The sequence below is a fragment of the Marinobacterium aestuarii genome (genome assembly GCF_001651805.1).
GTDB classification, from domain to species: Bacteria; Pseudomonadota; Gammaproteobacteria; order Pseudomonadales; family Balneatricaceae; genus Marinobacterium_A; species Marinobacterium_A aestuarii.
The window spans coordinates 3,372,396-3,394,315 of record NZ_CP015839.1 but is presented as its reverse complement, the minus strand read 5'-3'; the positions used below and the strand labels follow the sequence as shown (position 1 = coordinate 3,394,315).

The window sequence follows — 21,920 nt, the reverse complement described above, 5'->3', positions numbered from 1 at the left end:
CCTGCAGGGCGGCAAGGGACGCCCCCTGCAGGTTCCGCAACCTGAATGTGCGCTTTTATAGCGCGCGCCAGTTGATTGTTATTTCTATCTTCCATGTAGCCGTCTGTTCAGGCTGAGAGGCGTCAGCGGGGCTCGTCCTGCAGCGCATCAATCAGGTCTCTGAACAGCGCTTTATTGCTGTCGTTCACTTCGCTCAGAATGCGATGGGCTTCCAGTATGGTGGCTGCCATGGCGTCCGCGGAGGTGGTATCCGCGGATAGCTGTTGCAGGGGGGCCGCGTCCTCGGGGCCTTGCTCGCAGATGGTAAAGATACCGTAGAAACCCAGGCTGTCCAGCAGCTGGTTGATATCCGGATTGTTACAGACCAGCACCGCCTTGCTGTCGAAACGCGCGTGCATGAAACTGGCGATCTTGGCCAGCAGCCCGAGCATGGTGCTGTCGATGGATTCTGTCTCGGTCAGGTCAATCAGAATGTTATCGAAGTCCTGTTGCTTGAACAGGCGTTCGAGAAAGGCATTGAAGCTTTCGCTCAGGGTATAGCGCAGCTCGCCAACCAGTTTCAGGACGTAGGTGCGCTCGTGTCTGGCGTAGAAGATAGTGCCTGTAGCCATCTCAACTCCGCTTTTGGATCATCAGGAAGGTTATATCGTCCGGCAGGCTGTTCTCCTGGGTCAGTGCCAGCTCCCGGACCAGGGCGGCGATAGTCGTCGAATCATTGCTGATTAAGGATAGCAGGAACCCTAGCTTGTCCCTGAGCCGAGGCTGGGGCAACACCTCCAGAATGCCGTCCGAGATCAGGGCCATGATGAAGCCTGGTGGCAGTTGCAGCTCGACGGTGTCGTAGCTGGCAAACTCGAACAGGCCCACTGGCAGACTCTTGATGCCGACAAAGTCAGCCCTGGTTCCGTCGAAGAGGATGGGGAAGGGAAACTGGCCGCCCTGACTGTAGCGCAGCCGGTTGTCGTCCAGGCCGAGTACGCCGAAGAACATGGTCATGTATTTATCCAGGTGCCCGCCCAGGAGCTTGTGATTCAGGCGGTCGAGGATTTCGCCAGGACGCAGTATGGCACTGTCACGCCCCTCCCGGTGATCCTCCAGATAGCGGGCCATGTAGCTTTTGAGCAGCACGGTGACAAAAGCCGACGAGACCCCGTGCCCCGATACATCCGCCATGTAGAAACCGAGGTGTCGATTATCGATGGAAAAATAGTCGACGAAGTCGCCACTGAGATAGGCCGAGGTAATCAGCCGGTGGCTGAATTCGTAAGGACCGATGTGCTTGTGGTTTTCGGGCAGCAGCTGGAACTGGAGGTGGCGGCCGCCTGATTCGTCGTCCTTCATGCGTTGCAGGTTCTTGTGCAGTCGGGTATTGACAGCTTCCAGTTCCAGTGACAGCTGGCGAATATGCAAAAGGTTGTCCAGCCGTACCACCAGTTCCATTTTCTCGACCGGGCTGGCGATGAGTTCGTCGACGCATTGCCGGCGCAGACCTGTGATCAGGTGACCGTGGCGTTGCGAGATGACCACGAGAAAGGGCAGGAACAGGGGGCGTTCCCGTGCCTTGCGGGATTCGACCTGCTGCCAAAGCCGGTTCAGGGCGGTGGCGTCGAGAATACAGAGGTCAAAGTTGTCGGCCAGCAGCACCTGGGCATCACCCGCGAGTACCCGGTAGTGGGGCTCTAGCCATTGGGCCAGCAGGCGCCGGTTTTCCTCATGGTCCAGGATTAAAAGAATCTGCTTCATCGCGATGCCTGCAACAGCCGTTCAGGATCAGGCGCAGTGTCTTTTTTGTCGTCGGTTTGGCCAGCACATAGCGGGCGCCATGGTCGTATCCCCGGTGCTGGATGCCGGCGGCCTCCCAGCGGGAGGCGAGGACGAGGTAGGGGAGCTGCTTGCGCCGCATGTGGTCGCAATGACGCCAGATCGATTGGTCAAAACCGGTGATGTCCACCACCGCCATTTCAATGCGCTGTTCAGCGCTTAGCGCTCGATCGAACTCTTCCAGGCTGGTGACGGCCAGGATTCGATAGCCATCCTGGCTCAGAAATTGTACCAGCAGATCCAGGTTGCGTCGGTTGTGATTGACAGCCAGGATCAGGGGCGCGTCTTCAGAATTCATTCAAACCGCCCTCCGGCTAGGTCAGTTGCACCTGGCTGCTCAACAGGCCGCGCAGGCGGGTCAGCGGCTCGCTGAGTTTGAGGCCATCGGGAGTGATCTGGACTTCACGCAGGGTTTTTTCGAAGTCTCCCACGCGTTTTTTGATAACGCCAATGGCTTTGCGCAGTTCGCCGTTGAGCTCCAGGTAGCGCAGGAAGATGATGTCGTCGGCCAGGTAACTGATACCGATTTCGGATATATGGAAGTCTCCACTGAGGGTCTTCAGTTCGTTGATCAAAATGGTGCTGACACCCTTGCTCTTCAGATAGCGGGTCAGGGCATGCAAGTGGCTAATGAGGTCTTTGCCCCGCAGGCTCATGCGATAGCCGGCCACACTGTCTATCATCACGATGCGGGTATTATTTTGCTCCAGATCCCGACATACCAGGCGGGAGAACTCATCTGCGGTAAAGCTCAGTGGCTCGATCGGTACCACCGACAGCATCTGACTTTCTATCAGCGGGCGCACCGCAAGGTTGATGGCCTCACAGCGTCTGAGCAGCGACTCCAGGCCTTCCTCGAAGATATAGACCACGGCTTTTTCCTGCCGGCTGGCCGAGGCTTTCATGAACTGCATGCCGACGGTGGTTTTGCCCACGCCGCTGGGGCCGGTCAGGACGGTGGTCGTACCCCGGTCCAGGCCGCCATGCAGCAAGGCATCCAGCTCCGCAATGCCTGAGGCCGTCAGTTCGCCGGTAAAAATCGGGGCCAGTCCCTCGCGCTGGAGATCAGGCACCAGTACCGGTGAAACCTCCATGCCCCGGGGGGTCAGGCGAAAGCTATGGTGACCCATGCGGAAACTGGAGCCGCGCATCTTGGTGACGCAAAGGCTGCGCTCCATGTCATTGCATTCCAGCTGAATAATGCCGTCGCACATGAACTGCAGGTCGTCATCGGGTGCCTGTTGACTGCTGTCCGACGTGAATACCACAGTCGCGCCCGATTCACTCAGGTAGCGCAGGAAGGAAAACGCCTGTTTGTGGAATTCCAGGCTGTCGGTTGACAGGTAACGGAACTGGGTCAAGGCATCGAGAAAGACACGGGTGGGCCGGATTGCCTCGACCTGCTCTATGATTTTGCGGGTGATCGGCTCGCGTTCCACCTCGGAGGGGTGGAAGATGTCGTAGCTCTGGTCTTCGGTAAAAAACTCGGGCGCCGGGCTCAGGTCCAGAAACGAGATGCCCTCAAGGTTGTAGCCGAGCGAGGCGGCATTGCTGCGAATCTGCTCCTCGGTCTCGCCCAGGGTGACAAACAGGCAGGGCTCGCCCTGCAGGGCCCCGGCGGTTAAAAAGTGCAGGCCCAGAATGGTTTTGCCCGTGCCGGGGGCGCCCCGTATCAGGTAGGCGCGCTGCGCAATGAAGCCTCCGCCCAGTATTTCCCCCAGCCCGGGGACCCCGGTGCTAAGGCGTTCGATTTGCGCCTCAGTGCATTCAGTGAAATTCGCGACCTTGTCTTCCATTTTAATCCAGCTCCAGCTTGATTAAACAGAGACCGCCCTGTCCGGCGGACCCCTATTCACTGGTTACAGCAAGTACCTCGCTATGCCTTGCCAAAGCCCTGTTGAGGGTCAGCAAGTACCCATAAATTAGAACCGGGCGACCGGGCGCGGTTCCACCGCCGTAATGTTCTTAATTGGCTGCAGGCGGTCGACGTTGCCTATCCGACCTTTTTCGCCAGGGCGTCCTGCAGGCAGGCGAAGAAGGCATCCACTACCAGGTTGCGTTCGGTGCGGGGCTTGGTAATGGCGTAGAAACTGTTGCTGTAGCTCAGTTCACTTTCCAGCAGGGGCTGCATTTCCGAGCCCCAGCCCCAGTTTTTCACCAGATGGCGTGGCAGAAAACCCAGATAGTGGCCGGTCAGAATCAGGGTGGCGCGGGCCTCCTGGTGGTGGGCACTGACCTGCTTGTTCCAGCCGCTCATGGCCGGGTGCAGCTCACGACCCGGCAACAGGCGAGGGGACTCCACAAAGCGGTAGGCCTGCAGATCTTCCAGCCGGATATCCGCCTCACTGCGGCCGTGCAGCGGGTGGCCGCGGCTGCAATAGAGTGACATCTGTTCATCATACAGCTTCAGGCTTTTGAGCCCCGGCATGTCGCCATGCAGCACAGTGATACCGATCTGCACCCGGCCATCCATCACCGCCGGCACCACATCGTCTGAGGCCATGGTGGCGATACGCATGCGCACATCCGGGGCCTTGTCGGCGAAACGGCCCAGGGCATCCACCAGAAAGCTGCGCGGCAGCCCCAGCATGTGTTCGGCGCAGCCCAGATCCAGCTGACCCATGATGCGGTCGTGGGACTGGTTCACCCGGTTGCGAAACTGATCCAGCGCGGACAGCAGCTCCTGGGTTGCCTCGTACACCACCTTGCCCTGTTCGGTGAGGCCAAAGCCTGCACGGCCCCGTTCACACAGGCGCATGTCCAGACGTTTTTCCAGATCCGCCATATAGTTGCAGATGGTGGAATTGGCCAGATTGAGTTCAACCTCGGCGGCGGTAAAGCCGCCACAGTCAGCTACAGTTTTAAACACTCGCAGCAGCCGCAGGTCCATGTCGGCCAGCTGGCCGCTGATTGCTGTTTTGCGCTTGCCCATAGTGTATTCGGCCTGAGTTAATGTCTTTGCATATATAAATGTATGATTCTTTAAATCATCATATTAAGCAAGGCTAGCCTGTCCTATAAATGAAACCCTGAATTTGCCGGCGCTCCCCAGGGCGCCTGCCAGCCACACCATGAGGCGACGATAACATGAGCATTACATTGCAAGATCCCAGCCTGCTGCAGTCCCAGGCTTACATCAATGGTCAGTGGGTTGACGCCGACGATGGCGCTACCTTCACCGTGACCAACCCGGCTAATGGCGAACACCTGGCGGATGTGGCATCGGTGGGGGCGGCTGAAACCCGCCGTGCCATCGAGGCGGCAGAGGTTGCCATGCAGGACTGGAAAGCCCAGCCGGCCAAGACGCGTTCGGCTGTGCTGCGTCGCTGGTTTGAGCTGATCATGGCGAACCAGGAAGATCTGGCGCTGATCATGACACTGGAGCAGGGCAAGGTACTGGCGGAATCCCGTGGCGAAATCGCCTACGGCGCTTCCTTTGTGGAGTGGTTCGGTGAAGAAGCCAAGCGCGTTTACGGCGATGTGATTCCGTCACAGAGTGACCGTCGCTCCATCGTTGTTAAGCAGCCGGTGGGTGTGGTTGCGGCCATTACGCCCTGGAACTTCCCCAACGCCATGATTTCGCGCAAGGTTGCACCGGCGCTGGCGGTGGGCTGTGGCATCGTGGTCAAGCCTGCGGCCGAAACGCCCTTGTCTGCGCTGGCCATGGCCGTGCTGGCGGAGCGTGCCGGTGTGCCGGCGGGTCTGTTCAGCGTGCTGCCGGGTGCCGATGCACCCGCCATCGGCGGCGAGATGACCTCCAACCCCATCGTCAAGAAAGTGACCTTTACCGGCTCCACCCCGGTGGGCAAGCTGCTGATGAAGCAGAGTGCCGATACCGTCAAGCGCACCTCCATGGAGCTCGGTGGCAACGCGCCTGTGATAGTGCTGGATGATGCGGATCTGGATGCTGCGGTGAATGGCGCCATTGCCGCCAAGTATCGTAACTCCGGCCAGACCTGCATCTGTGCCAACCGCATTCTGGTGCAGAGCAATATCTATGATGCCTTCGTGGAAAAATTCACCGCCAAGGTGAAAGGATTCCGCCTGGGCAACGGTCTGGATGCAGACGCTACCCACGGTCCGCTGATCACCGCCAAGGCGGTGCGCAACGTGCAATCCCTGGTGGATGATGCCGTGGCCAAAGGCGCGCGGGTTGAAACCGGCGGCCAGGTCGATGCCCTGGGCGATCACTTCTATCAGCCCACGGTGCTGAGCAATGTGGTGGCGGGCATGCGTGTGGCGCGGGAAGAAATCTTTGGCCCGGTGGCGCCGATCTTCCGTTTTGACACTGAAGCCCAGGCCATCGCCATGGCCAACGATACCGAATTCGGTCTGGCGGCCTATGTCTTTACCCGCGATGTGGGCCGTGTATGGCGCGTCAGCGAAGGTCTGGACTTCGGCATGGTCGGCGTCAACGAAATCGCCCTGGGGTCGGATGCCACGCCTTTCGGTGGCATGAAACAGTCCGGCCAGGGCCGTGAGGGCTCCAAGTACGGTCTGGACGATTATCTGGAAGTTAAATTCATCTGCATGGGTGGACTGGACCGCTAAAGGCCCAGAGTAGGAGCACAGACATGAGTTCAATTATTTACCCAACGACCAATTTCACCGCCACCGAGCAGCTGACTATTGAGCGCGGCGAAGGGGTCTATGTTTACGACACTAATGGCAAACAGTACCTCGAAGGGCTTTCAGGACTCTGGTGTACCTCGCTGGGCTACGGCAACCGGGAACTGATCGATACCACGGCGGAACAGATGGGCAAGCTGGCCTTTTCCCATATGTTTGGCGGCAAGACCCACAAGGTCGGCATGGAGCTGGCCGAGAAGCTGACCGCAATGGTACCTGTCGATAACGCGCGGGTGTTTTTTGGCAGCTCGGGCAGCGATGCCAATGACACCCATATCAAGATGCTGCGGTACTACTTCAACGCCATCGGCAAGCCGCAAAAGCGCAAGATTATTTCCCGCGAGCGCTCCTACCACGGCGTGACTGTGGCGGCGGCATCCCTCACCGGTCTGCCGGTTAACCAGACCAATTTCGATCTGCCAATCGATGCGCTGGGCATCCTGCGCACCGATGCGCCGCATTATTACCGCGGCGCCCTGGCCGGCGAAAGCGAAGCGGATTTCGTCACCCGTATCACCAACAATCTGGAACAGCTGATTCTGCGCGAAGGGCCCGACACTATCGCGGCCTTTATCGCCGAGCCGATCACCGGTGCCAGTGGCGTAATAGTGCCACCGGCCGGCTACTACCAGAAGGTGCAGGCAATTCTCGACAAGTACGACATCCTGTTCTGGGCCGACGAAGTGATCACCGGCTTTGGCCGTACCGGCAATGATTTTGGCTGCACCACCATGGGTATCGAACGCCCGGCGCTCATGACCTTGGCCAAGCAGCTGTCATCGGCCTACATGCCGATCAGCGCCTCGGTGATTCGTGGCGATCTGTACGATGCCATGGTTGAGCCGAGCAACAAGCTGGGTGTGTTCGGGCATGGCTATACCTATTCAGGCCATCCGGTCGCCTGCGCCGTGGCCCTGAAAACCCTCGAGATCTACCAGCGCGACGATATCTTTGGCCGTGCCGCCCGCATGGGTGAGTATCTGCAGCGCCGTCTGGCGGAGTTCCGTGATCATCCGCTGGTGGGTGAGGTGCGCGGCAGCGGCTTGATAGGCGCCCTTGAGTTGGTGGCCGACAAGGCCAGCGGCAGGGCCTTTGACGGCGGTGCCGTGGGTGCCTTTGCCCAGCGTGCCTGCGAGCAGCACGGTCTGATTACCCGGGCGGTAGCCGGTTCCAGCATTGCCTTCTGCCCGCCGCTGATCATCAGCGAAGCCCAGATCGACGAACTGATCGAGAAGTTCGGCAAAGCCCTGGCCGATACCCAGGACTTCGTCACCCGCGAACGGCTGGTGGCTTGATCACCTCAGCCTGAAAGGTTGAACCGCACCCGACGCCTCCGGGGGCGGTTATGCTGTCAGATCGGTTTTGCATCCCGATCATCCTTTGCCGCCGAACGTCCGTTCGGCGGTTTTTTTATACAGGGACGTATTTATCCTGCGAGTGCATGGATGCACAGGAGCAGGGGTACAGGATGTACGGTATGCCACGGGCGCAGGGATGCGCAGGAGTGGCGATGTACAGGATGTATTGACCACTGCCACGTTGTATTACCTGCCTGATACTCCTTTTGCGCCTTTTTGGCGCGTTACTTTCTTTGCTCGCGCGAAAGAAAGTAACCAAAGAAAGCGCGCCCCAATGAAGCCTATTGGCTGTGCTCTGAAGCCATTGTGCGGAAGCCGGCCTTCAAGGTGAAGAGCCGGCACATCCATGTGCTAATCAGGGGCGATACAGTCCCTGTATCGCCCCTTCGGGCCTGATCGCAAAATGCCCTCAGTGCTCGCTGGCTCCATAAGGGGTAGCTGGCCGTTCTGCTATATTGGCGGGTCGGTGATGTTGAGTTCCTACTGGGCAAGTCAAGACATCGAAACATTTCTGCGGCACCAGCAGTGCCAGAGGCGGAAAACAACTTCGACCAAAAGTGACTCCCATTCCTTGAACCATACAGGTGACTCCATAGGCCCAATAAATAGGTATACTGTCCCCGGAACTGCGCTGATTTCTTTAAGAACAGCACTACAGCCCATTTTCAATAGCTTGTTTGATTACTGGTGCCACAGTTTCGGGCGTAATGCCTCGTTCTTTGCAATATGTTGTTTTCAGCCAAGCTGACAGTTGTTTCTGGCCCTTACTTGCATTGCAATCACAACAACAGAGTGCAATGTTATCTCTTGTGATTATGCTGGCATCATTGATGATATGCTCCCAGCTTGCCGTAGATTTTTTTGAGACTTTTATGGATTTTAATTCACTACCGCAATAGACGCAGACTTTATCTATTTCACGGACTTCCATTTCCAGCCAGTCAGGAATATTCCAATTATTCGCCATCGTGAAGGTCGTCCTCTTGCCACTTAACGACCAGTTCAGCGGATCAAAATTGGCGCAGCCAATTTTGATCCGATGCAATTATTTGTTATGCCGTTTTCACGGCCACTTTCTCTTTCTAAGCACGTACTGGCGATCATCCCACAACCACTCCAAAAATTCTTGCATTTGAGGAAATGCAGGAAATTGTCCTAGGCCATAAGCACCATAGCTGATCTGTGCCAGCAGATCTCTGAGTGGTGCAAGTAGCTTAATGATGCGTAACACAGCAAAACGGGTCGATTGCTCATGCAGCCCTGGCAACGAAAGCGCGTCGGATGTAGACAGTGGGCGCTGGTCAAGTCCATGCATGAGCGTGAACGTAATATCATCAATTTGACTCACGATGAGCCCTGCTTGGCTGAGAATCTTATCCTTCTGTCTTTGCGGTACATCTTGCGCAAGGATAGCAACGATCAGTTGATTCAATCGAACCAATGGATCAGGGCTTGTGTGTGATGCGCTTAAGGCATCCAAATTGTGATAGCGCGTCGCACGTGCGAAATCGCTGAGCAATCGAAGGAACTCGTTATCTATTGCGTCCAATTGTGTTCGACCGGGAATTAGAGAGTTCGTACTGACTCCAATCCGCTCACACTCGTCGTAAAGATCAACGATGTGATGCCCTCTAGCCTGTAATTGCTTTTTGGTTGGGACGGCCAGTTGATGATTTAGCATATGATCGATAATCACAATCGCTTTAAGCAATCGCTCGAAACCAACTGATAGGTTAAACAAGGACGTATAAAACGCGCCTTTATTATGCACATGAGCTGAGCGTAGTTCCGTCAGCCCATTCGTGAGCGATGAACTGATTAGGTAGCCCTCTTGCTGCAACAACAAAAACGATGGAGGGAATTTTGGCATACTCGAATTACTCACAGTAAGGTATAAAAGCCTCTTTAATGAGGTATACGACCTAATAATATCTATAAGGTATATCTTTCCTTAATATTTCAGACCAAAAGGTATACCAAAAATTGGTTGTATCTGCACGACCATTCTCTTGATTCTTATACAAACGCGAGGTAATTACCAGCGGTCAGGGTAAGGCTGCACAGATTATGCAGTAGAGCTACTGACTGCTGGCGTTCTAGAGCAGACAATGTCCGCTTTGGGTCGAAGGACTAAACCGCTCAATACACTCACCGCCAAGCCACTTTTGCCCGGCTATCTCTGTGCTGATCGGTCAGACCAGCGAGTTTTCGCTTCCGTGCGCAGCACAGCGGCGTGATGCAGGAGAGGGTGGCGACCAACCCCGGCAGTTCGATTGCGACTGGGGGTAGCGATGGCAGGCTAAAAATCGGGCCCATCGCCACGACGATGATGGCCTGCCTGCCGGGCTCCCTGGATTCCGTTTACGGCCAGGCATTGGAGACGGTGGAAAGCTTTAGCGTCGAAGGCGGTGAGCTGTTGCTGGGGCTTGAAGGCGAGGGAGGAAGATTGCGTTTCAGGGCGGCGCCCTGAGTACATCACTGGCTTCCCCGGCGGGGGAGCCAGTGATGTACTGGCCTAATTCAGCAGTACAAAAAAGCCTGAAGTGATCGCAAACAGCATCACGAAGTTGCGCAGAAAACGGCCGTTGATGGATTTGTGTACCCAATGGCTCAGTAGCATGCCGGCCAGCAGGGCGGGCAGCAGCCAGAGCATGGGGGTGATGCGGGCCGACTCCAGGTGACCGCTGCCGGCCAGCACGGCCAGGGAAACGACCTCGCCGATCAGGAAGCAGAGCGCGACCGAGGCCCGCAGCGTTGCCACCGGCATATGCTGATACACCAGCGCCAGGGGCGGGCCGCCAATGCCGGTTGCCGTTTCGGTGATACCGGTGATCACGCCGGTGGAGACGAAAGCCCGCTTGCCGGGGGAGAACACTGGTGCCAGCCAGGTGGCGACCGAGGCGGCAATGGTCGATACACCGATCAGAATATTCAGGTAGTTGAGTGGCAGTACGATCAGCACCCAGAGGCCGCCAAAGGTCCCCAGTACCCGTCCGAGCGTAATCCATTTGGTGCCCATCAGATCAATGGCCTCGCGTTCGCGCCAGGCAACGGCGGCATTAAGGGGCAGCATCAGTACCAGCAGGCCGACCGGCAATAGCGATGGCTGCAGTATGCCCAGCACCGGGGCGACGATAAGCGCAAAGCCCATGCCGGTGCTGCCCTGTATAAAGGCGCCGCTGGCCACCGCCAGCGCCAGCCAGCCAAAAATGTCCGGGTTCATAGGAGGCATTTATCCTGTGTTGCAGATTGAGGAAAGCATCTGAGTATCAGCCGCTGCATGCTGCGGCAAGGGTCTCGCTCGGGCCTTGGCTGCCCGGGTGCCGGCGGCTGCGCTCGGCATGCTGTTGCCGGTGCTGATCCGAGAAGCTGTGGATTTTCTGGATCGGGGCGCCGGCAACACCGGCTTTGGCTTCTGCGCTGACCTGGCGCATCAGCGCCCGGGCGTCCCAGTCCAGTGGCCAGCCCTGCCATAGCCGCAGTTTGCCATCGACAAAGACCCCCTCGATCTGGTCGCGGTTGGCCAGGCGCACCAGCTCCCAGCTCAGGTCCCAGGAGGGCACCATCTCCGGCACTTCCAGGTCGATCAGCAGGAAGTCGGCCGCCCGGCCGGCGGCAATTTCGCCGGTTTTGCGGCCCAGTCCGAGGACGTCGGCGCCGCCCAGAGTGGCCTTCTCCAGCCAGGGCCAGCCACCGCCGCAGGATGAGTCGCCGGCGGCCATGCCGAAGGCAAAGCGCTGGGCGGCCTCGGCGTAATCCATCAGGCGAAAGCCATCACTGCGGGTGCCATCGGTGCCCAGTCCCAGGCGGATATTGAAGGCGTGCATCAGTTCGGCCTGGGCCACGGCATTGCCTTTCCAGGCACTGGCCACCGGGTTGTAGGAGACGGCGGTATCGGTCTGCTGAATCATGCGGATTTCTGTCGGCGTCAGCAGGGTGGCGTGGGCCAGCAGTGTCTGGGGGCCCAGAGCGCCGGCGTGATACAGGTGTTCAACGGGACGCTGGCCGCGCTGCTCCAGTGAGCGTTCAACCGCCACCAGGTGTTCATTGGCATGGGTCTGAAAGATGATGCCGGCTTCACGGCACAGGGATGAAATGGCGTGCAGCATCTCATCCGTTGCAATCTCGGGAATGGGAATGGCCAGGGAGGGGCTGACCAGCTGGCCGGATCCTTGCCAGGCACTGATATGCCGGTCAGCCCTGGCGAGGATGCTGCTCTTGTCCAGCAGGGTCGTGCCCTGCTTGTCATTGCAGACCATGCCGAGCACGCAGCGAATGCCGGCTTCCTCGGTGGCGCGGGCAATGCTGCTCAAGGCTGCGGCCGAGCGGGTGCCGGCATCGCAGACGGTGGTAAAGCCGCCGCGCAGGGCTTCCAGCGCCGCCAGCTTGCTGCTCAGATAGAGGAAATCTTCATCAAGGCTGGCTTCCAGCGGCACCCAGATACGGCGAAATATCTCCGACGGTTCGCCAAACACCAGCGCCTTGCCAAAGGCCTGGGTCAGGTGGTGATGGGTATCGATAAAGCCGGGCATGATCAGGCGGCCAGGCAAGGACAGCAGCGGTACACCGGGCGCCTGGCGCTGCAGCTCGGCGACGCTGCCGACGGCGCTGATGTTCCCCTGGCTGACGAGGAGGGCCTGACCCTGTACCGGCTTGTCCCTGAGCAGAAGCCACTCGGGGGCCAGAATCTGTTCGGGCGCGTTAAAATTGTCGGGGGAGTAGGGGGCTGTCATTGGCATTCCACCAGTGTGTTCATTGAAAGTATGTAGCGGGCCGGGCGCCGACGGGACCTGGGTCCCGCCGGTGCCTTGGCCCTGCGGGTATCCGAGCGGGATCAGTTCTGCGACTGTATGTTCTTGTCCAGCGGCGCCAGCTCAGGTTCAGACTGCGGCGCAGACTGGGTGTGATGAAAGATCGCGTTGAGTACCGCAGCCGTAATGGCACCGGCGGCGACACCGTTGCCCAGGAAGGCGGCGATGCCGGTCGGGAAGTTGCTGTAGGCGCCCGGCACCAGGATGGGAAACAGGCCTACCGCCAGGGCAACCGCGACCACGTACATGTTGCTGCTGTCACGCAGGTCGGTACGGCGCAGCATTTCAATGCCCATGACGCCAACGATGGCAAAGAGCACCAGCCCGGTACCACCAATCACGGCATCGGGGATGACCTGAATCGCGCTGGTAAAGGGGGCCAGAAACGAAATAACAATCAGCATGCAGCCGGCCGCCACAGTGACCCAGCGTGAGCGGATGCCGGTTGCCTGCACCACACCGATATTTTCGCCGCTGGTGATGATCAGCGAGGTACCAAAGAAACCGCCCAGAAAGGAGATAATGGCATCACCGCGGATGGTGCGGGCAACGTCCCGTTCCTTGTCGAGCTCCTTGCCGACCACTTCGCTGATGGCCACGGTCTGACCGGTGGCTTCCACCATGGAGATCATGCAGAAAATCATCAGCGGCAGGGCGGCGATAATATCAAAGGTGGGCATGCCAAAAGGCAGTACCTCGGGTACGCCGACCAGGGGTGTCAGGCTGAAGTTCTCGGTATGCATGGCGCCGATCAGGAAGGCGATCAGGGTGCCGCCGATCAGGCCGCCGAGAATGGCCAGCTGCTTGAATATGCCCGTCAGAAAGCGCGCCATCAGTACCGTCAGTGCGATGGTTACAAAGGCCAGGAAGATATTGCCGGGATCGGCAAAATCAGCCGCTTCAGGGTTTCTGCCGACGATCAGCAGGCCCAGAATTTTCACCAGGTTGACACCGACCAGCAGCAACATGGTGCCTATGACCATGGAGGGGAAGAACCTCAGCAGGCGCTTGAACACCGGCAGCACGATAAAATAGAAGAGCCCGGTCAGAATGACCGCGCCCGATGCGGTTGCGGCGTCATACTGCTGTGCAATCTGAATAAACAGAATGATCGGGGCGCCCCCCGGCAGCATGATAAATGGCAGACGGGAACCAAAGCCCGCGTAGCCAATGGACTGCAGCAAGGTGCCCAGGCCGCAGATCAGAAAGGTGGCGCTGAGCAGGCTGGCGGTGAGGTCGGCATCGAAGCCCAGGATTCTGGACATCAGGAAGACCGAGGCGATGGGGGAGGCGGCCATGACCAGCACGTGCTGCAAACCGAAGGCGAGCAGTGTGCGTAATGGCAGCTTTTCATCCACGGGGGCGGTCTTGCCCACGGTATCTGTGTTTAACATTTTGATTTTCCTTTGTATTTATTGTCGGTGTTAAGGCATCAAAGCATGTGGCTGCAGGGCACTGACCAAATCGATTTGGGGTTAAGATAAAAAATTCCCCGTATCTCTTTCCGGCAGAAAAGCAGATACGGGGTCCTGAAACCCGGAAACCTAAAGGCTAGGCATGCATAAATCGATTTGGGTTGCATATTGTCGTGGCCTAAATCGATTTGGTTAACGTAACTCCCTTACTCACTTCTGTCAACTGCTTCTGTTTCAAGGCGAGGGAGTATCGAATCCTTCTGGGGCCCAGGGATTCCAAATCGATTTAGAACGGCCGCGGCTTCGAGTATACTCAGACGCTGTGCAGCCTGAGTTCGAGTGCCCCATGTCTGAATCCCCCCTGCGGGCCCCGGCCCGTTTGACCATTGCCGATGTTGCCAGGGCGGCGGGCGTTTCCCGTACCACCGTCTCCCATGCGCTGAATGATCGCGGCCAGGTGGACCCCCGGACGCGGGAGAAGGTGAAGCAGATCGCACAGCAGCTGGGCTACCGTCCCAACCTGCGGGCGCAGCGATTGCGCACCGGCAAGGCCAACTCCATTGCGCTGGTATCGTCTATGCCCTTTTCAGTGGCCGGTGGCCCGTCGCGGCTGGGTTTCATGATGGAGATCGCGGGTTCTGCCATGGAAGCTGCGCTACGGCAGGGATTGGCGCTGGTGCTGGTGCCGCCGCTGGATGCGGCAGAGGCGCTGCTGGATGAGCTGGATATCGATGGCGCCGTGGTGATTGAGCCGGCGGCCCATGATCGCAATGTGACCCAGCTGCAGCGTCGCGGCGTACAGGTCGTGTCCATCGGTCGCCAGCCGGAGGGGGATCAGGCCTTGCCCTATATCGACCTGCAGGGCTACGAGACCGGTCGCATCCTGCTGCAACACCTGGCGGAGCAGGGGGCCCTGAAGACCGCGTTGCTGATTGGCACCCAGCCGCGTCATTCCTACGTCGATATGGAGCAGGCGTATCGGGATTTTGCCGGCGCACGGGAGATGCCTGTCATCATCGTACGCGCCGAAGAAGCCGGCGGCGAAAGCGCCGGTCGCGAGGCATGCCGGGCGTTACTGGAGAATCACTTAGGTATTGATGCGATCTGTGCGCCTGTGGATGCCTTTGCCGTCGGTGTGGTGAAGGAAATTCAGGCCAGGGGGCTGCGTGTGCCCGAGGATATTCGCGTGGTAACCCGCTACGACGGCCTGCGGGCCCAGAGTTGCCAGCCGCCCCTTACCGCGGTCAATCTGCATCTGGACGAAATTTCCGTCCTGGCCATTGACCTGCTGTTCGAACATATCAATGGCCAGGTAAAACGCAGGGTCGTCACCGGCCCCGCACCCAGTCTGGTGGTGCGGGCATCCTCGAGTACTGCGGCTGGCGCTTGAGTTCTGTCCTGCAGTCATATGTCCTGACATTTAATGATCTTACCCAGCAACCCACTGCGACCCGCAGAGGTGAGCTAACCCAAACCGTACTAAGGTGCTTGTGTAGTGAGCCGGCCCGAGTGCCGCTTTGTGGAAACTCAGTGAAGGAGTCAGACGTATGTTAAACAGCGTGACGCTAAGAGCCTTTGGTTTGGCAGCGGTCATTGTGTTGGGCGGCGGTTGTGCGCAGCACAGTGGCGTGATGGAAGAGGGCGTGATGCAGCAGGAGACCTCGACTGATCCCGCCAGTGCCCAGGGCGTCAGCTGGCAATGGCTGTCCAAGACCACTCACAAAGAGATGCTCGAGGTGGCGCAGCCGGAGCGCTATACGCTGGTGCTGCAACCGGACGGCCGGGTGCAGGCGCAGTTTGACTGCAACAAGGGTCAGGGTAGCTACGAAATGAGCGCTGGCAGGCTCAATTTCGGTCCTATCGCCACGACCATGATGGCCTGCGTGCCGGGCTCGCTGGATTCGGATTTCGGCCGGGCGTTGCAGCAGGCCGAAAGCTTCAGGGTTGAAAACGGTGAGCTGCTGCTGGGTCTTGAAGCTGAGGACGGTACGTTGCGCTTTAGAGCCGCGCCCCTCCACTAATAGTGGCGCAGCGTTGTTCAGCTGTCAGGCGGCCAGCAGTGTCTTGAGTACCTGCGCGAAATGAGCGGCGCTGGTTTCTTCCCGCGGGTGATGGCCCTCTTTTACTACCCATTGCCCCGCGACCATCACATCTTTCACCAGGTTGCTGCTGCTGGCGAACAGCCAGCGATTGAGCAGTGCATCGCCCTGGGCGCTTGCAAGGTACGGATCCTTGCCATCCAGCACGATCAGATCGGCGCGTTTGCCGACGGCCAGGGTGCCTATGGCCTGTCCGGATGCCTGAGCGCCGCCGGCCAGGGCGGTATCGTAAAGTGTGCGGCCAATCATGGGGGTGTCCTGGCGATACAGACGGTTGCGCTTCTGGTCCCGCAGGCGCTGCCCGTATTCCAGCCAGCGCAGCTCTTCAACCACGCTGAGGGAGACATGGCTGTCCGAGCCGATGCCCAGGCGCCCGCCCTGGGCCAGGTAATCCGTCGCCGGGAAGATACCATCGCCCAGGTTCGCTTCAGTCGTTGGGCATATGCCAACCACCGCCTGGCTGCGGGCCATCGCTGTGACTTCTTCCGCTGTGGCATGGGTCGCGTGCACCAGGCACCAGCGTGCATCCACAGGTGCGTTCTCGTACAGCCATTGCAGCGGCCGGCGCCCGCTCCAGGCCAGGCAGTCGTCGACTTCCTGCTGTTGCTCGGCGATGTGTATATGGATAGGGCAGCTTGTGGTGTCGGCCGCCAGCACCTGGGTGATCTGCTGCGGCGTGACCGCACGCAGCGAATGAAAACAGAGGCCGGCGGACTGGGTAGGGAGCGTCGCCTGGTGTGAACGAATGGATTCCAGCAAACCGAGGTAGCTGTCGCTATCGTTGATAAAGCGACGCTGCCCGGCGTGGGGCGCCTGGCCACCGAAGCCTGCATGGCTGTAAAGCACCGGCAGTAACGTCAGGCCGATACCGCTGCTTTGCGCCGCCCGGCTGATCCGCAGGGCCAGTTCCGCCGGCTCATTGTAGTGCTGGCCCTGCGGGTCCTGATGCACGTAGTGAAACTCGGCGACGCTGGTGTAGCCGGCTTTGAGCATCTCGATATAGAGCTGACAGGCGATGATCTCCAGCTGTTCCGGCGTGATGCGGCCCACCAGTTTGTACATCAGTTCGCGCCAGGTCCAGAAGCTGTCCTGGGGGTTGCCGGCCACTTCCGCCAGGCCGGCCATGGCGCGCTGGAAGGCATGGGAGTGAAGGTTGGGCATGCCCGACAGTACGGGGCCTGTGAGGCAGTGGGCCCCGTCAGCGCTCGCCTGGGTCTGGATATCGCGGATAAAGCCGTCGGCTGCAACCTCAATGCGTACGGCATAGGCCCAGCCCTGGGGCAGTAATGCACGTTCGGCGTAATAGGTAGGCATCATGATTCTCACAGTGTCAATGTATATACATAGATATATACAGATGTTTTCGAGGTGCGTAAACTGCTATGTTTTGCGCTGTCATCCGGTGCTTGATGATACCGCCGCTCCATCTGTATCGGCCTTGCTCAGGGGCATTTCACTGTCTGGAAGGAAGCTTTGCAGCATGATTAAACTGTTACGCATGGCGGATTACCCCCGCATGCCCTGGAAAAATGGTGCCGGCACCACACTGGAGATCATGCGCGATGCGGGCGCAGATCTGGATGGGTTTGGCTGGCGCGTTTCGATCGCCGATATAGGCGCGGCGGGGGCCTTTTCGTCGTTTGCCGGCTACCAGCGCATTATCAGTGTACTCGAGGGCCAGGGCATGTGCCTGAACGTCGACGGTGTCGATTCCCGCCCCCTCGGTGTCTTTGATCCCTTTGCATTTGCCGGTGACAGCCAGGTGGACTGTCGCCTGCTGGAGGGCGCAATTCGCGATTTCAATCTGATCTATGATCCACAGCGCTACAGCGCACGCCTGCAATGGCTGCGCATCGAGCAGCCTGAGAGGCTGTTCAGCTCGGCGGCGACCCTGCTGCTGTTGAGTGCCGGCGAGGGGCTGCGGGTGAGCCGACAAGGAGAAGCCTGCGGTGCTCTGGCCCGCTACGATTGTCTGTGTATTGCCGGCGAGCAGCAACTGTTTGAATTAACGCTGTCGGCACAGGCCGCCGTGAATTGTTGCCTGATTGAGCTCAGGCCTTTGTAGGAGGCTTGTCACAGAATGCAAAGGGGGTTGTGTATTTCCTGGGTGGAAACCGGCAGGCTCTCGCAGGGCCTGTTGCGTGCATGTCTTATTGTATATACATTTAATCTTTGAGCGCTGGACACAGCCGGCGGCAGCATCCTGGCGCAGTAACATCCGTATTATTGGGGAGCTATTCCATGGATAACGTTTTGAATTTTACCCCTGGTCGTGTGCCGCTGCTGATCAGCATGCCGCATCCGGGCACCTGTCTGACGCCGGCTGTTGCGGCGGGGCTGGTGCCGGAAGCGGCTTGCCTTGCCGATACCGATTGGCATATCGCGCAGCTGTACGATTTTGCCGCGGAGCTGGGTGCCAGTGTGCTGGAAGCACGTTATTCCCGCTATGTGGTCGACCTTAACCGTCCGGCGGATGACACGCCCTTGTACGCTACGGCCACCACCGGGCTTTTCCCGGATACGCTGTTCGATGGTCGCCCGCTGTTCCGGGAGGGTCTTGCGCCGTCGGCACAGGAGCGCAGCCGTTATCTGGATGACATCTGGACCCCATACCACCAGACTCTGAATGACGAACTGCAGCGCTTAAAGGCTGAATTTGGTTATGCGCTGCTGTGGGATGCGCACTCCATTCGTTCGGAGGTGCCGCGTCTGTTCGAGGGCCGGCTGCCGGACCTGAATCTCGGTACCAACAGTGGCACTAGCTGCGATCCCGCACTGGCGGCACAGCTGCAGGCCTTGTGTGCGCAGCAGAAGGATTACAGCCACGTATTCAACGGTCGCTTCAAGGGCGGCTATATCACCCGTCAGTACGGCGATCCCCAGGCGGGCATCCACGCCGTTCAGCTGGAGCTGGCGCAATGTACCTATATGGATGAAACCGAACCCTTCGGCTTTCGCCAGGACCTGGCGGCCCCCACCCAGCTTCTCCTGAAAAGTTTGCTGCAGGCAGCGCTGGGCTGGAAAGGGCGCTGAGCCTGGAAAAATTTGGCGGCCATGTACCGGGTCTTGTGCCGAGTGGAGGTTTGGCGGGTGATACCGGTCGAGTATCAGCCAGCCTCCGGGGCATCGAGTCCAGGCTTGTGGGTCAGGCGCGCCCTGGTAGACCTTCTGTCAGTGCCCCGTGGGCGTCAGCTTGCGGTAGTCCGACGGCGTCATGCCCTTGAGTGCCTGAAAGCGGCGATTGAAGTTGGAAATGTTGCTGAAGCCCACATCGAAGCAGATCCCGGTGATGGGCAGGTCGCTGTGGGCCAGCAGATCGCAGGCCCTTGTAATGCGCAGGCTGTTGATGAACTCCACGAAACGCCGTCCGGTGGCCTGGCGGAAAAACTTTGAGAAATAGGTTGGCTGCATGGCCAGATGCTCGGCAACTTCTTCCAGACTCAGATCCCGCTTGTAGTGCTCGACAATGTAATTCACCGCCTGGTTGACCCGATGCTGATTCTTCTCGCCGCCCAGGCGCTGGTACTGATCGCTGGACAGCAGGTCGTACTGATCGGATTCTGCCAGCAGGCTCATTAAACTCAAAAAGGCCGCCAATCGTCTGAGGCCTTCGGTTTGCGATATTTCCTGCATAAGCGCACTCACCTGGTTGATCAGCGCCGGGCCCTGAAACTGAATGCCGAATCTTGAGCGCTGCAGCAGGGCATCCAGGGAGGTGATCTCCGGAAAGACCCCGCGGGCGGACTGAATCAGTTCCTCGGTAAAGGTAACGACCCTGTCGCGTTCATCGAAGGTTTCAGCGTTTTCGGTCTGGCTGATCCAGTTATGGGGCAGGTTGGGGCCGGTCAGTATCAGGTTGCCGGGGTAGAAATTACCAATGTAGTCACCCACAAAGACCTTGCCCGAGCTGTGCGTGATCAGGTGCAGCTCATACTCGTGATGGTAATGCCAGCGCACCAGCGGATGGGGAAAGCCATGCTGGCGGTACAAAATCGAGCTATGTTCATTAGGGGTAATTAGCTCATAGGCAGGAGCGACCTTGCGGACGGGGCTTTGTTGGGGCATGGCTTGATCGGGCCTCCTGCGGTGCTGTTCTGAACGAGAGTCAGGCTACTTTAATGTGATTAACCTGTACACTTTTAAGTGGCGTATGTTTGAGCAGTATGTTTTTAATTTGTTGATAATAATGACTATATTTTATTTATTGGCTTTGTTTTATCCGGAGTTAAAATAAACAAAGTGCAAAAAAGTATAGAAATTGAGTGGTTTTTGCATTTGTTTTGATCGGCACTCAGGCGTGTAATGGACTCACCCTCGCTCCCCGCTGTATCGGTTGCAGATACAGGGGGAGAGTACACAAGAAAGATAATAACAAGGCTGATCAGTGCATCAGCTCAGGAGTGTAACCGAATGAAACAACGTCTTATTCCCAGCCTGCTTGCATCCTCCATTGCCCTGGCATCCCTGGGCGCCAATGCGGCCACTGTGACCATCGGCACCGTCAACAACGGTGACATGATTCGCATGCAGGAGCTGTCCAGCGCCTTCGAAGCAACCCATCCGGACATCACGCTGGAGTGGGTGGTACTGGAAGAGAACGTGCTGCGTCAGCGCCTGACCACCGATATCGCCACCGGCGGCGGTCAGTTTGATGTCATGACCATCGGCATGTACGAAACCCCGATCTGGGGCAAGAAAGGCTGGCTGGCGCCGATGGACAATCTGCCGGCGGATTACGATGTGGCGGATATTTTCCCGTCCGTGCGTAACGGTCTGTCGTCCGAAGGCACCCTCTATGCCCTGCCGTTTTATTCCGAAAGCTCCATGACCTATTACCGCACCGATCTGTTTGAAGCTGCGGGCCTCGCTATGCCGGAACAGCCGAGCTGGGATCAGGTGCGGGACTTTGCCAAGGCGCTGCACAAGCCTGAGCAGGAGCAGTACGGTATCTGTCTGCGCGGCAAGGCGGGCTGGGGCGAGAACATGGCGCTGGTCAGCACCATGTCCAATGCCTTTGGCGCACGCTGGTTCGATGAGCAGTGGAAGCCTGAGTTCGACGGCGCAGAGTGGAAAAACACCGTCAGCTTCTATGTCGACCTGCTGGGCAACTACGGTCCTCCAGGCGCGTCCTCCAACGGCTTTAACGAGAACCTGGCGCTGTTCAACTCCGGCAAGTGCGCCATCTGGGTTGATGCCACTGTGGCAGGCTCCTTCGTGACCGATGCCGCCCAGAGCAATGTGACCGACAGCGTCGGTTTTGCCCTGGCGCCGCAGCAGGTGACGACCAAGGGGGCCGGCTGGCTCTGGTCCTGGGGTCTGGGCATTCCCGCCAGCTCTGATGCCAAGGACGCCGCCACGGCCTTCGTGACCTGGGCGACCTCCAAGGAGTACAGCCAGCTGGTGGCTGAGAAGTTTGGTATTGCCGCCATGCCGCCGGGCAGCCGTGCATCGACCTATGCCAATGCCGAGTACATGGCCGCCGCGCCTTTTGCGGCCAGAACCCTGGAGTCCATGGACCGTGCCAACCCGGATGACTCGACGGTCAAGCCTACGCCTTATACCGGCATTCAGTTCGCGGCCATTCCTGAGTTCCAGTCCATTGCCACCCAGGTCGGCAAGCTGGTATCCGGTGCCCTGGCGGGCAGCATGACGGTCGAAGAAGCCCTGACCAGCTCGCAGTCTGTGACTGAGCGCGAGATGAAGCGCGCCCGCTATTACCAGTAAATGGTTAAGCTTTAAGCCTTAAGGCGCAGGACCCCGCAGGCAGGCACCGCTCGGTGCCCGCCT

General features: G+C 58.6%; 20 protein-coding genes. 8 read left to right on the top strand and 12 right to left on the bottom strand.

Annotated features, from left to right (window positions below):
- Window positions 1–122: 122 nt before the first annotated feature.
- The 5 genes from A8C75_RS14820 to A8C75_RS14800 form a co-directional block, all read right to left on the bottom strand.
- Window positions 123–611, bottom strand: coding sequence for an STAS domain-containing protein (locus A8C75_RS14820; RefSeq protein ID WP_067383979.1), 489 nt, complete (start codon window positions 609–611; stop codon window positions 123–125).
- 1 nt (window position 612) lies between these two features.
- Window positions 613–1,743 (bottom strand): PP2C family protein-serine/threonine phosphatase, encoded by a 1,131-nt coding sequence (locus A8C75_RS14815; protein ID WP_067383976.1) that lies wholly within the window; start codon window positions 1,741–1,743, stop codon window positions 613–615.
- The gene (locus tag A8C75_RS14810; protein WP_067383973.1) at window positions 1,712–2,119 is read right to left on the bottom strand and encodes a response regulator; all 408 of its coding nucleotides are present in this window, start codon (window positions 2,117–2,119) and stop codon (window positions 1,712–1,714) included. The genes A8C75_RS14815 and A8C75_RS14810 overlap by 32 nt, the downstream gene beginning before the upstream one ends.
- 16 nt (window positions 2,120–2,135) lie before the next feature.
- Window positions 2,136–3,617, bottom strand: a complete 1,482-nt coding sequence (locus tag A8C75_RS14805; RefSeq protein WP_067383969.1) for an ATPase domain-containing protein — start codon at window positions 3,615–3,617, stop codon at window positions 2,136–2,138.
- Window positions 3,618–3,814: 197 nt separating this feature from the next.
- Window positions 3,815–4,753, bottom strand: a complete 939-nt coding sequence (locus A8C75_RS14800; protein ID WP_067383965.1) for a LysR family transcriptional regulator — start codon at window positions 4,751–4,753, stop codon at window positions 3,815–3,817.
- Window positions 4,754–4,908: 155 nt separating this feature from the next.
- Here A8C75_RS14800 and A8C75_RS14795 point away from each other — a divergent pair, with 155 nt between their 5' ends.
- Window positions 4,909–6,372, top strand: a complete 1,464-nt coding sequence (locus tag A8C75_RS14795) for an NAD-dependent succinate-semialdehyde dehydrogenase (protein ID WP_067383961.1) — start codon at window positions 4,909–4,911, stop codon at window positions 6,370–6,372.
- On the top strand, window positions 6,342–7,745 hold the full coding sequence (locus tag A8C75_RS14790; RefSeq protein ID WP_335624663.1) for an aminotransferase: 1,404 nt from the start codon (window positions 6,342–6,344) through the stop codon (window positions 7,743–7,745). Before A8C75_RS14795 ends, A8C75_RS14790 begins: the two co-directional genes overlap by 31 nt.
- A gap of 715 nt (window positions 7,746–8,460) precedes the next feature.
- Here A8C75_RS14790 and A8C75_RS23145 read toward each other — a convergent pair.
- Window positions 8,461–8,775 carry an HNH endonuclease gene (locus A8C75_RS23145; protein WP_084784090.1) on the bottom strand — a complete coding sequence of 105 codons (315 nt, stop codon included), beginning with the start codon at window positions 8,773–8,775 and terminating at the stop codon, window positions 8,461–8,463.
- Window positions 8,776–8,871: 96 nt separating this feature from the next.
- A complete protein-coding gene (locus A8C75_RS14785; RefSeq protein ID WP_067383955.1) occupies window positions 8,872–9,678 on the bottom strand; it encodes a hypothetical protein in 807 nt (268 codons plus the stop codon).
- A 366-nt stretch (window positions 9,679–10,044) separates the two neighbouring features.
- On the opposite strand from A8C75_RS14785, the gene A8C75_RS14780 reads away from it, so the two are divergent.
- Window positions 10,045–10,278: an META domain-containing protein gene (locus tag A8C75_RS14780; protein WP_067383952.1), complete on the top strand. Its 234-nt coding sequence runs from the start codon at window positions 10,045–10,047 to the stop codon at window positions 10,276–10,278.
- Window positions 10,279–10,323: 45 nt separating this feature from the next.
- On the opposite strand, the gene A8C75_RS14775 is transcribed toward A8C75_RS14780, so the two are convergent.
- The 3 genes from A8C75_RS14775 to A8C75_RS14765 form a co-directional block, all read right to left on the bottom strand.
- On the bottom strand, window positions 10,324–11,031 hold the full coding sequence (locus A8C75_RS14775; RefSeq protein ID WP_067383949.1) for a sulfite exporter TauE/SafE family protein: 708 nt from the start codon (window positions 11,029–11,031) through the stop codon (window positions 10,324–10,326).
- 46 nt (window positions 11,032–11,077) lie between these two features.
- Window positions 11,078–12,541: an amidohydrolase family protein gene (locus A8C75_RS14770; protein ID WP_067383946.1), complete on the bottom strand. Its 1,464-nt coding sequence runs from the start codon at window positions 12,539–12,541 to the stop codon at window positions 11,078–11,080.
- Between the two features lie 101 nt (window positions 12,542–12,642).
- Window positions 12,643–14,013, bottom strand: a complete 1,371-nt coding sequence (locus tag A8C75_RS14765) for a uracil-xanthine permease family protein (protein ID WP_067383943.1) — start codon at window positions 14,011–14,013, stop codon at window positions 12,643–12,645.
- A 367-nt stretch (window positions 14,014–14,380) separates the two neighbouring features.
- Here A8C75_RS14765 and A8C75_RS14760 point away from each other — a divergent pair, with 367 nt between their 5' ends.
- Both A8C75_RS14760 and A8C75_RS14755 read left to right on the top strand, forming a co-directional pair.
- Window positions 14,381–15,424, top strand: a complete 1,044-nt coding sequence (locus tag A8C75_RS14760; RefSeq protein WP_067383940.1) for a LacI family DNA-binding transcriptional regulator — start codon at window positions 14,381–14,383, stop codon at window positions 15,422–15,424.
- A gap of 157 nt (window positions 15,425–15,581) precedes the next feature.
- On the top strand, window positions 15,582–16,055 hold the full coding sequence (locus A8C75_RS14755; RefSeq protein ID WP_067383937.1) for an META domain-containing protein: 474 nt from the start codon (window positions 15,582–15,584) through the stop codon (window positions 16,053–16,055).
- Window positions 16,056–16,079: 24 nt separating this feature from the next.
- On the opposite strand, the gene A8C75_RS14750 is transcribed toward A8C75_RS14755, so the two are convergent.
- On the bottom strand, window positions 16,080–17,450 hold the full coding sequence (locus A8C75_RS14750; RefSeq protein WP_227819938.1) for a formimidoylglutamate deiminase: 1,371 nt from the start codon (window positions 17,448–17,450) through the stop codon (window positions 16,080–16,082).
- 163 nt (window positions 17,451–17,613) lie between these two features.
- On the opposite strand from A8C75_RS14750, the gene A8C75_RS14745 reads away from it, so the two are divergent.
- Window positions 17,614–18,198: a HutD/Ves family protein gene (locus A8C75_RS14745; protein ID WP_067383934.1), complete on the top strand. Its 585-nt coding sequence runs from the start codon at window positions 17,614–17,616 to the stop codon at window positions 18,196–18,198.
- Between the two features lie 176 nt (window positions 18,199–18,374).
- Complete coding sequence (hutG, locus tag A8C75_RS14740) at window positions 18,375–19,166, top strand: N-formylglutamate deformylase (RefSeq protein WP_067383931.1); 792 nt, start codon at window positions 18,375–18,377, stop codon at window positions 19,164–19,166.
- A gap of 138 nt (window positions 19,167–19,304) precedes the next feature.
- Here the strand turns inward: hutG and A8C75_RS14735 are convergent, their stop codons facing one another.
- Window positions 19,305–20,198, bottom strand: a complete 894-nt coding sequence (locus tag A8C75_RS14735; RefSeq protein WP_067383928.1) for an AraC family transcriptional regulator — start codon at window positions 20,196–20,198, stop codon at window positions 19,305–19,307.
- Window positions 20,199–20,543: 345 nt separating this feature from the next.
- Between A8C75_RS14735 and A8C75_RS14730 the strand changes: the two genes are divergently transcribed.
- On the top strand, window positions 20,544–21,857 hold the full coding sequence (locus tag A8C75_RS14730) for an ABC transporter substrate-binding protein (protein ID WP_067383920.1): 1,314 nt from the start codon (window positions 20,544–20,546) through the stop codon (window positions 21,855–21,857).
- Window positions 21,858–21,920: the final 63 nt, after the last annotated feature.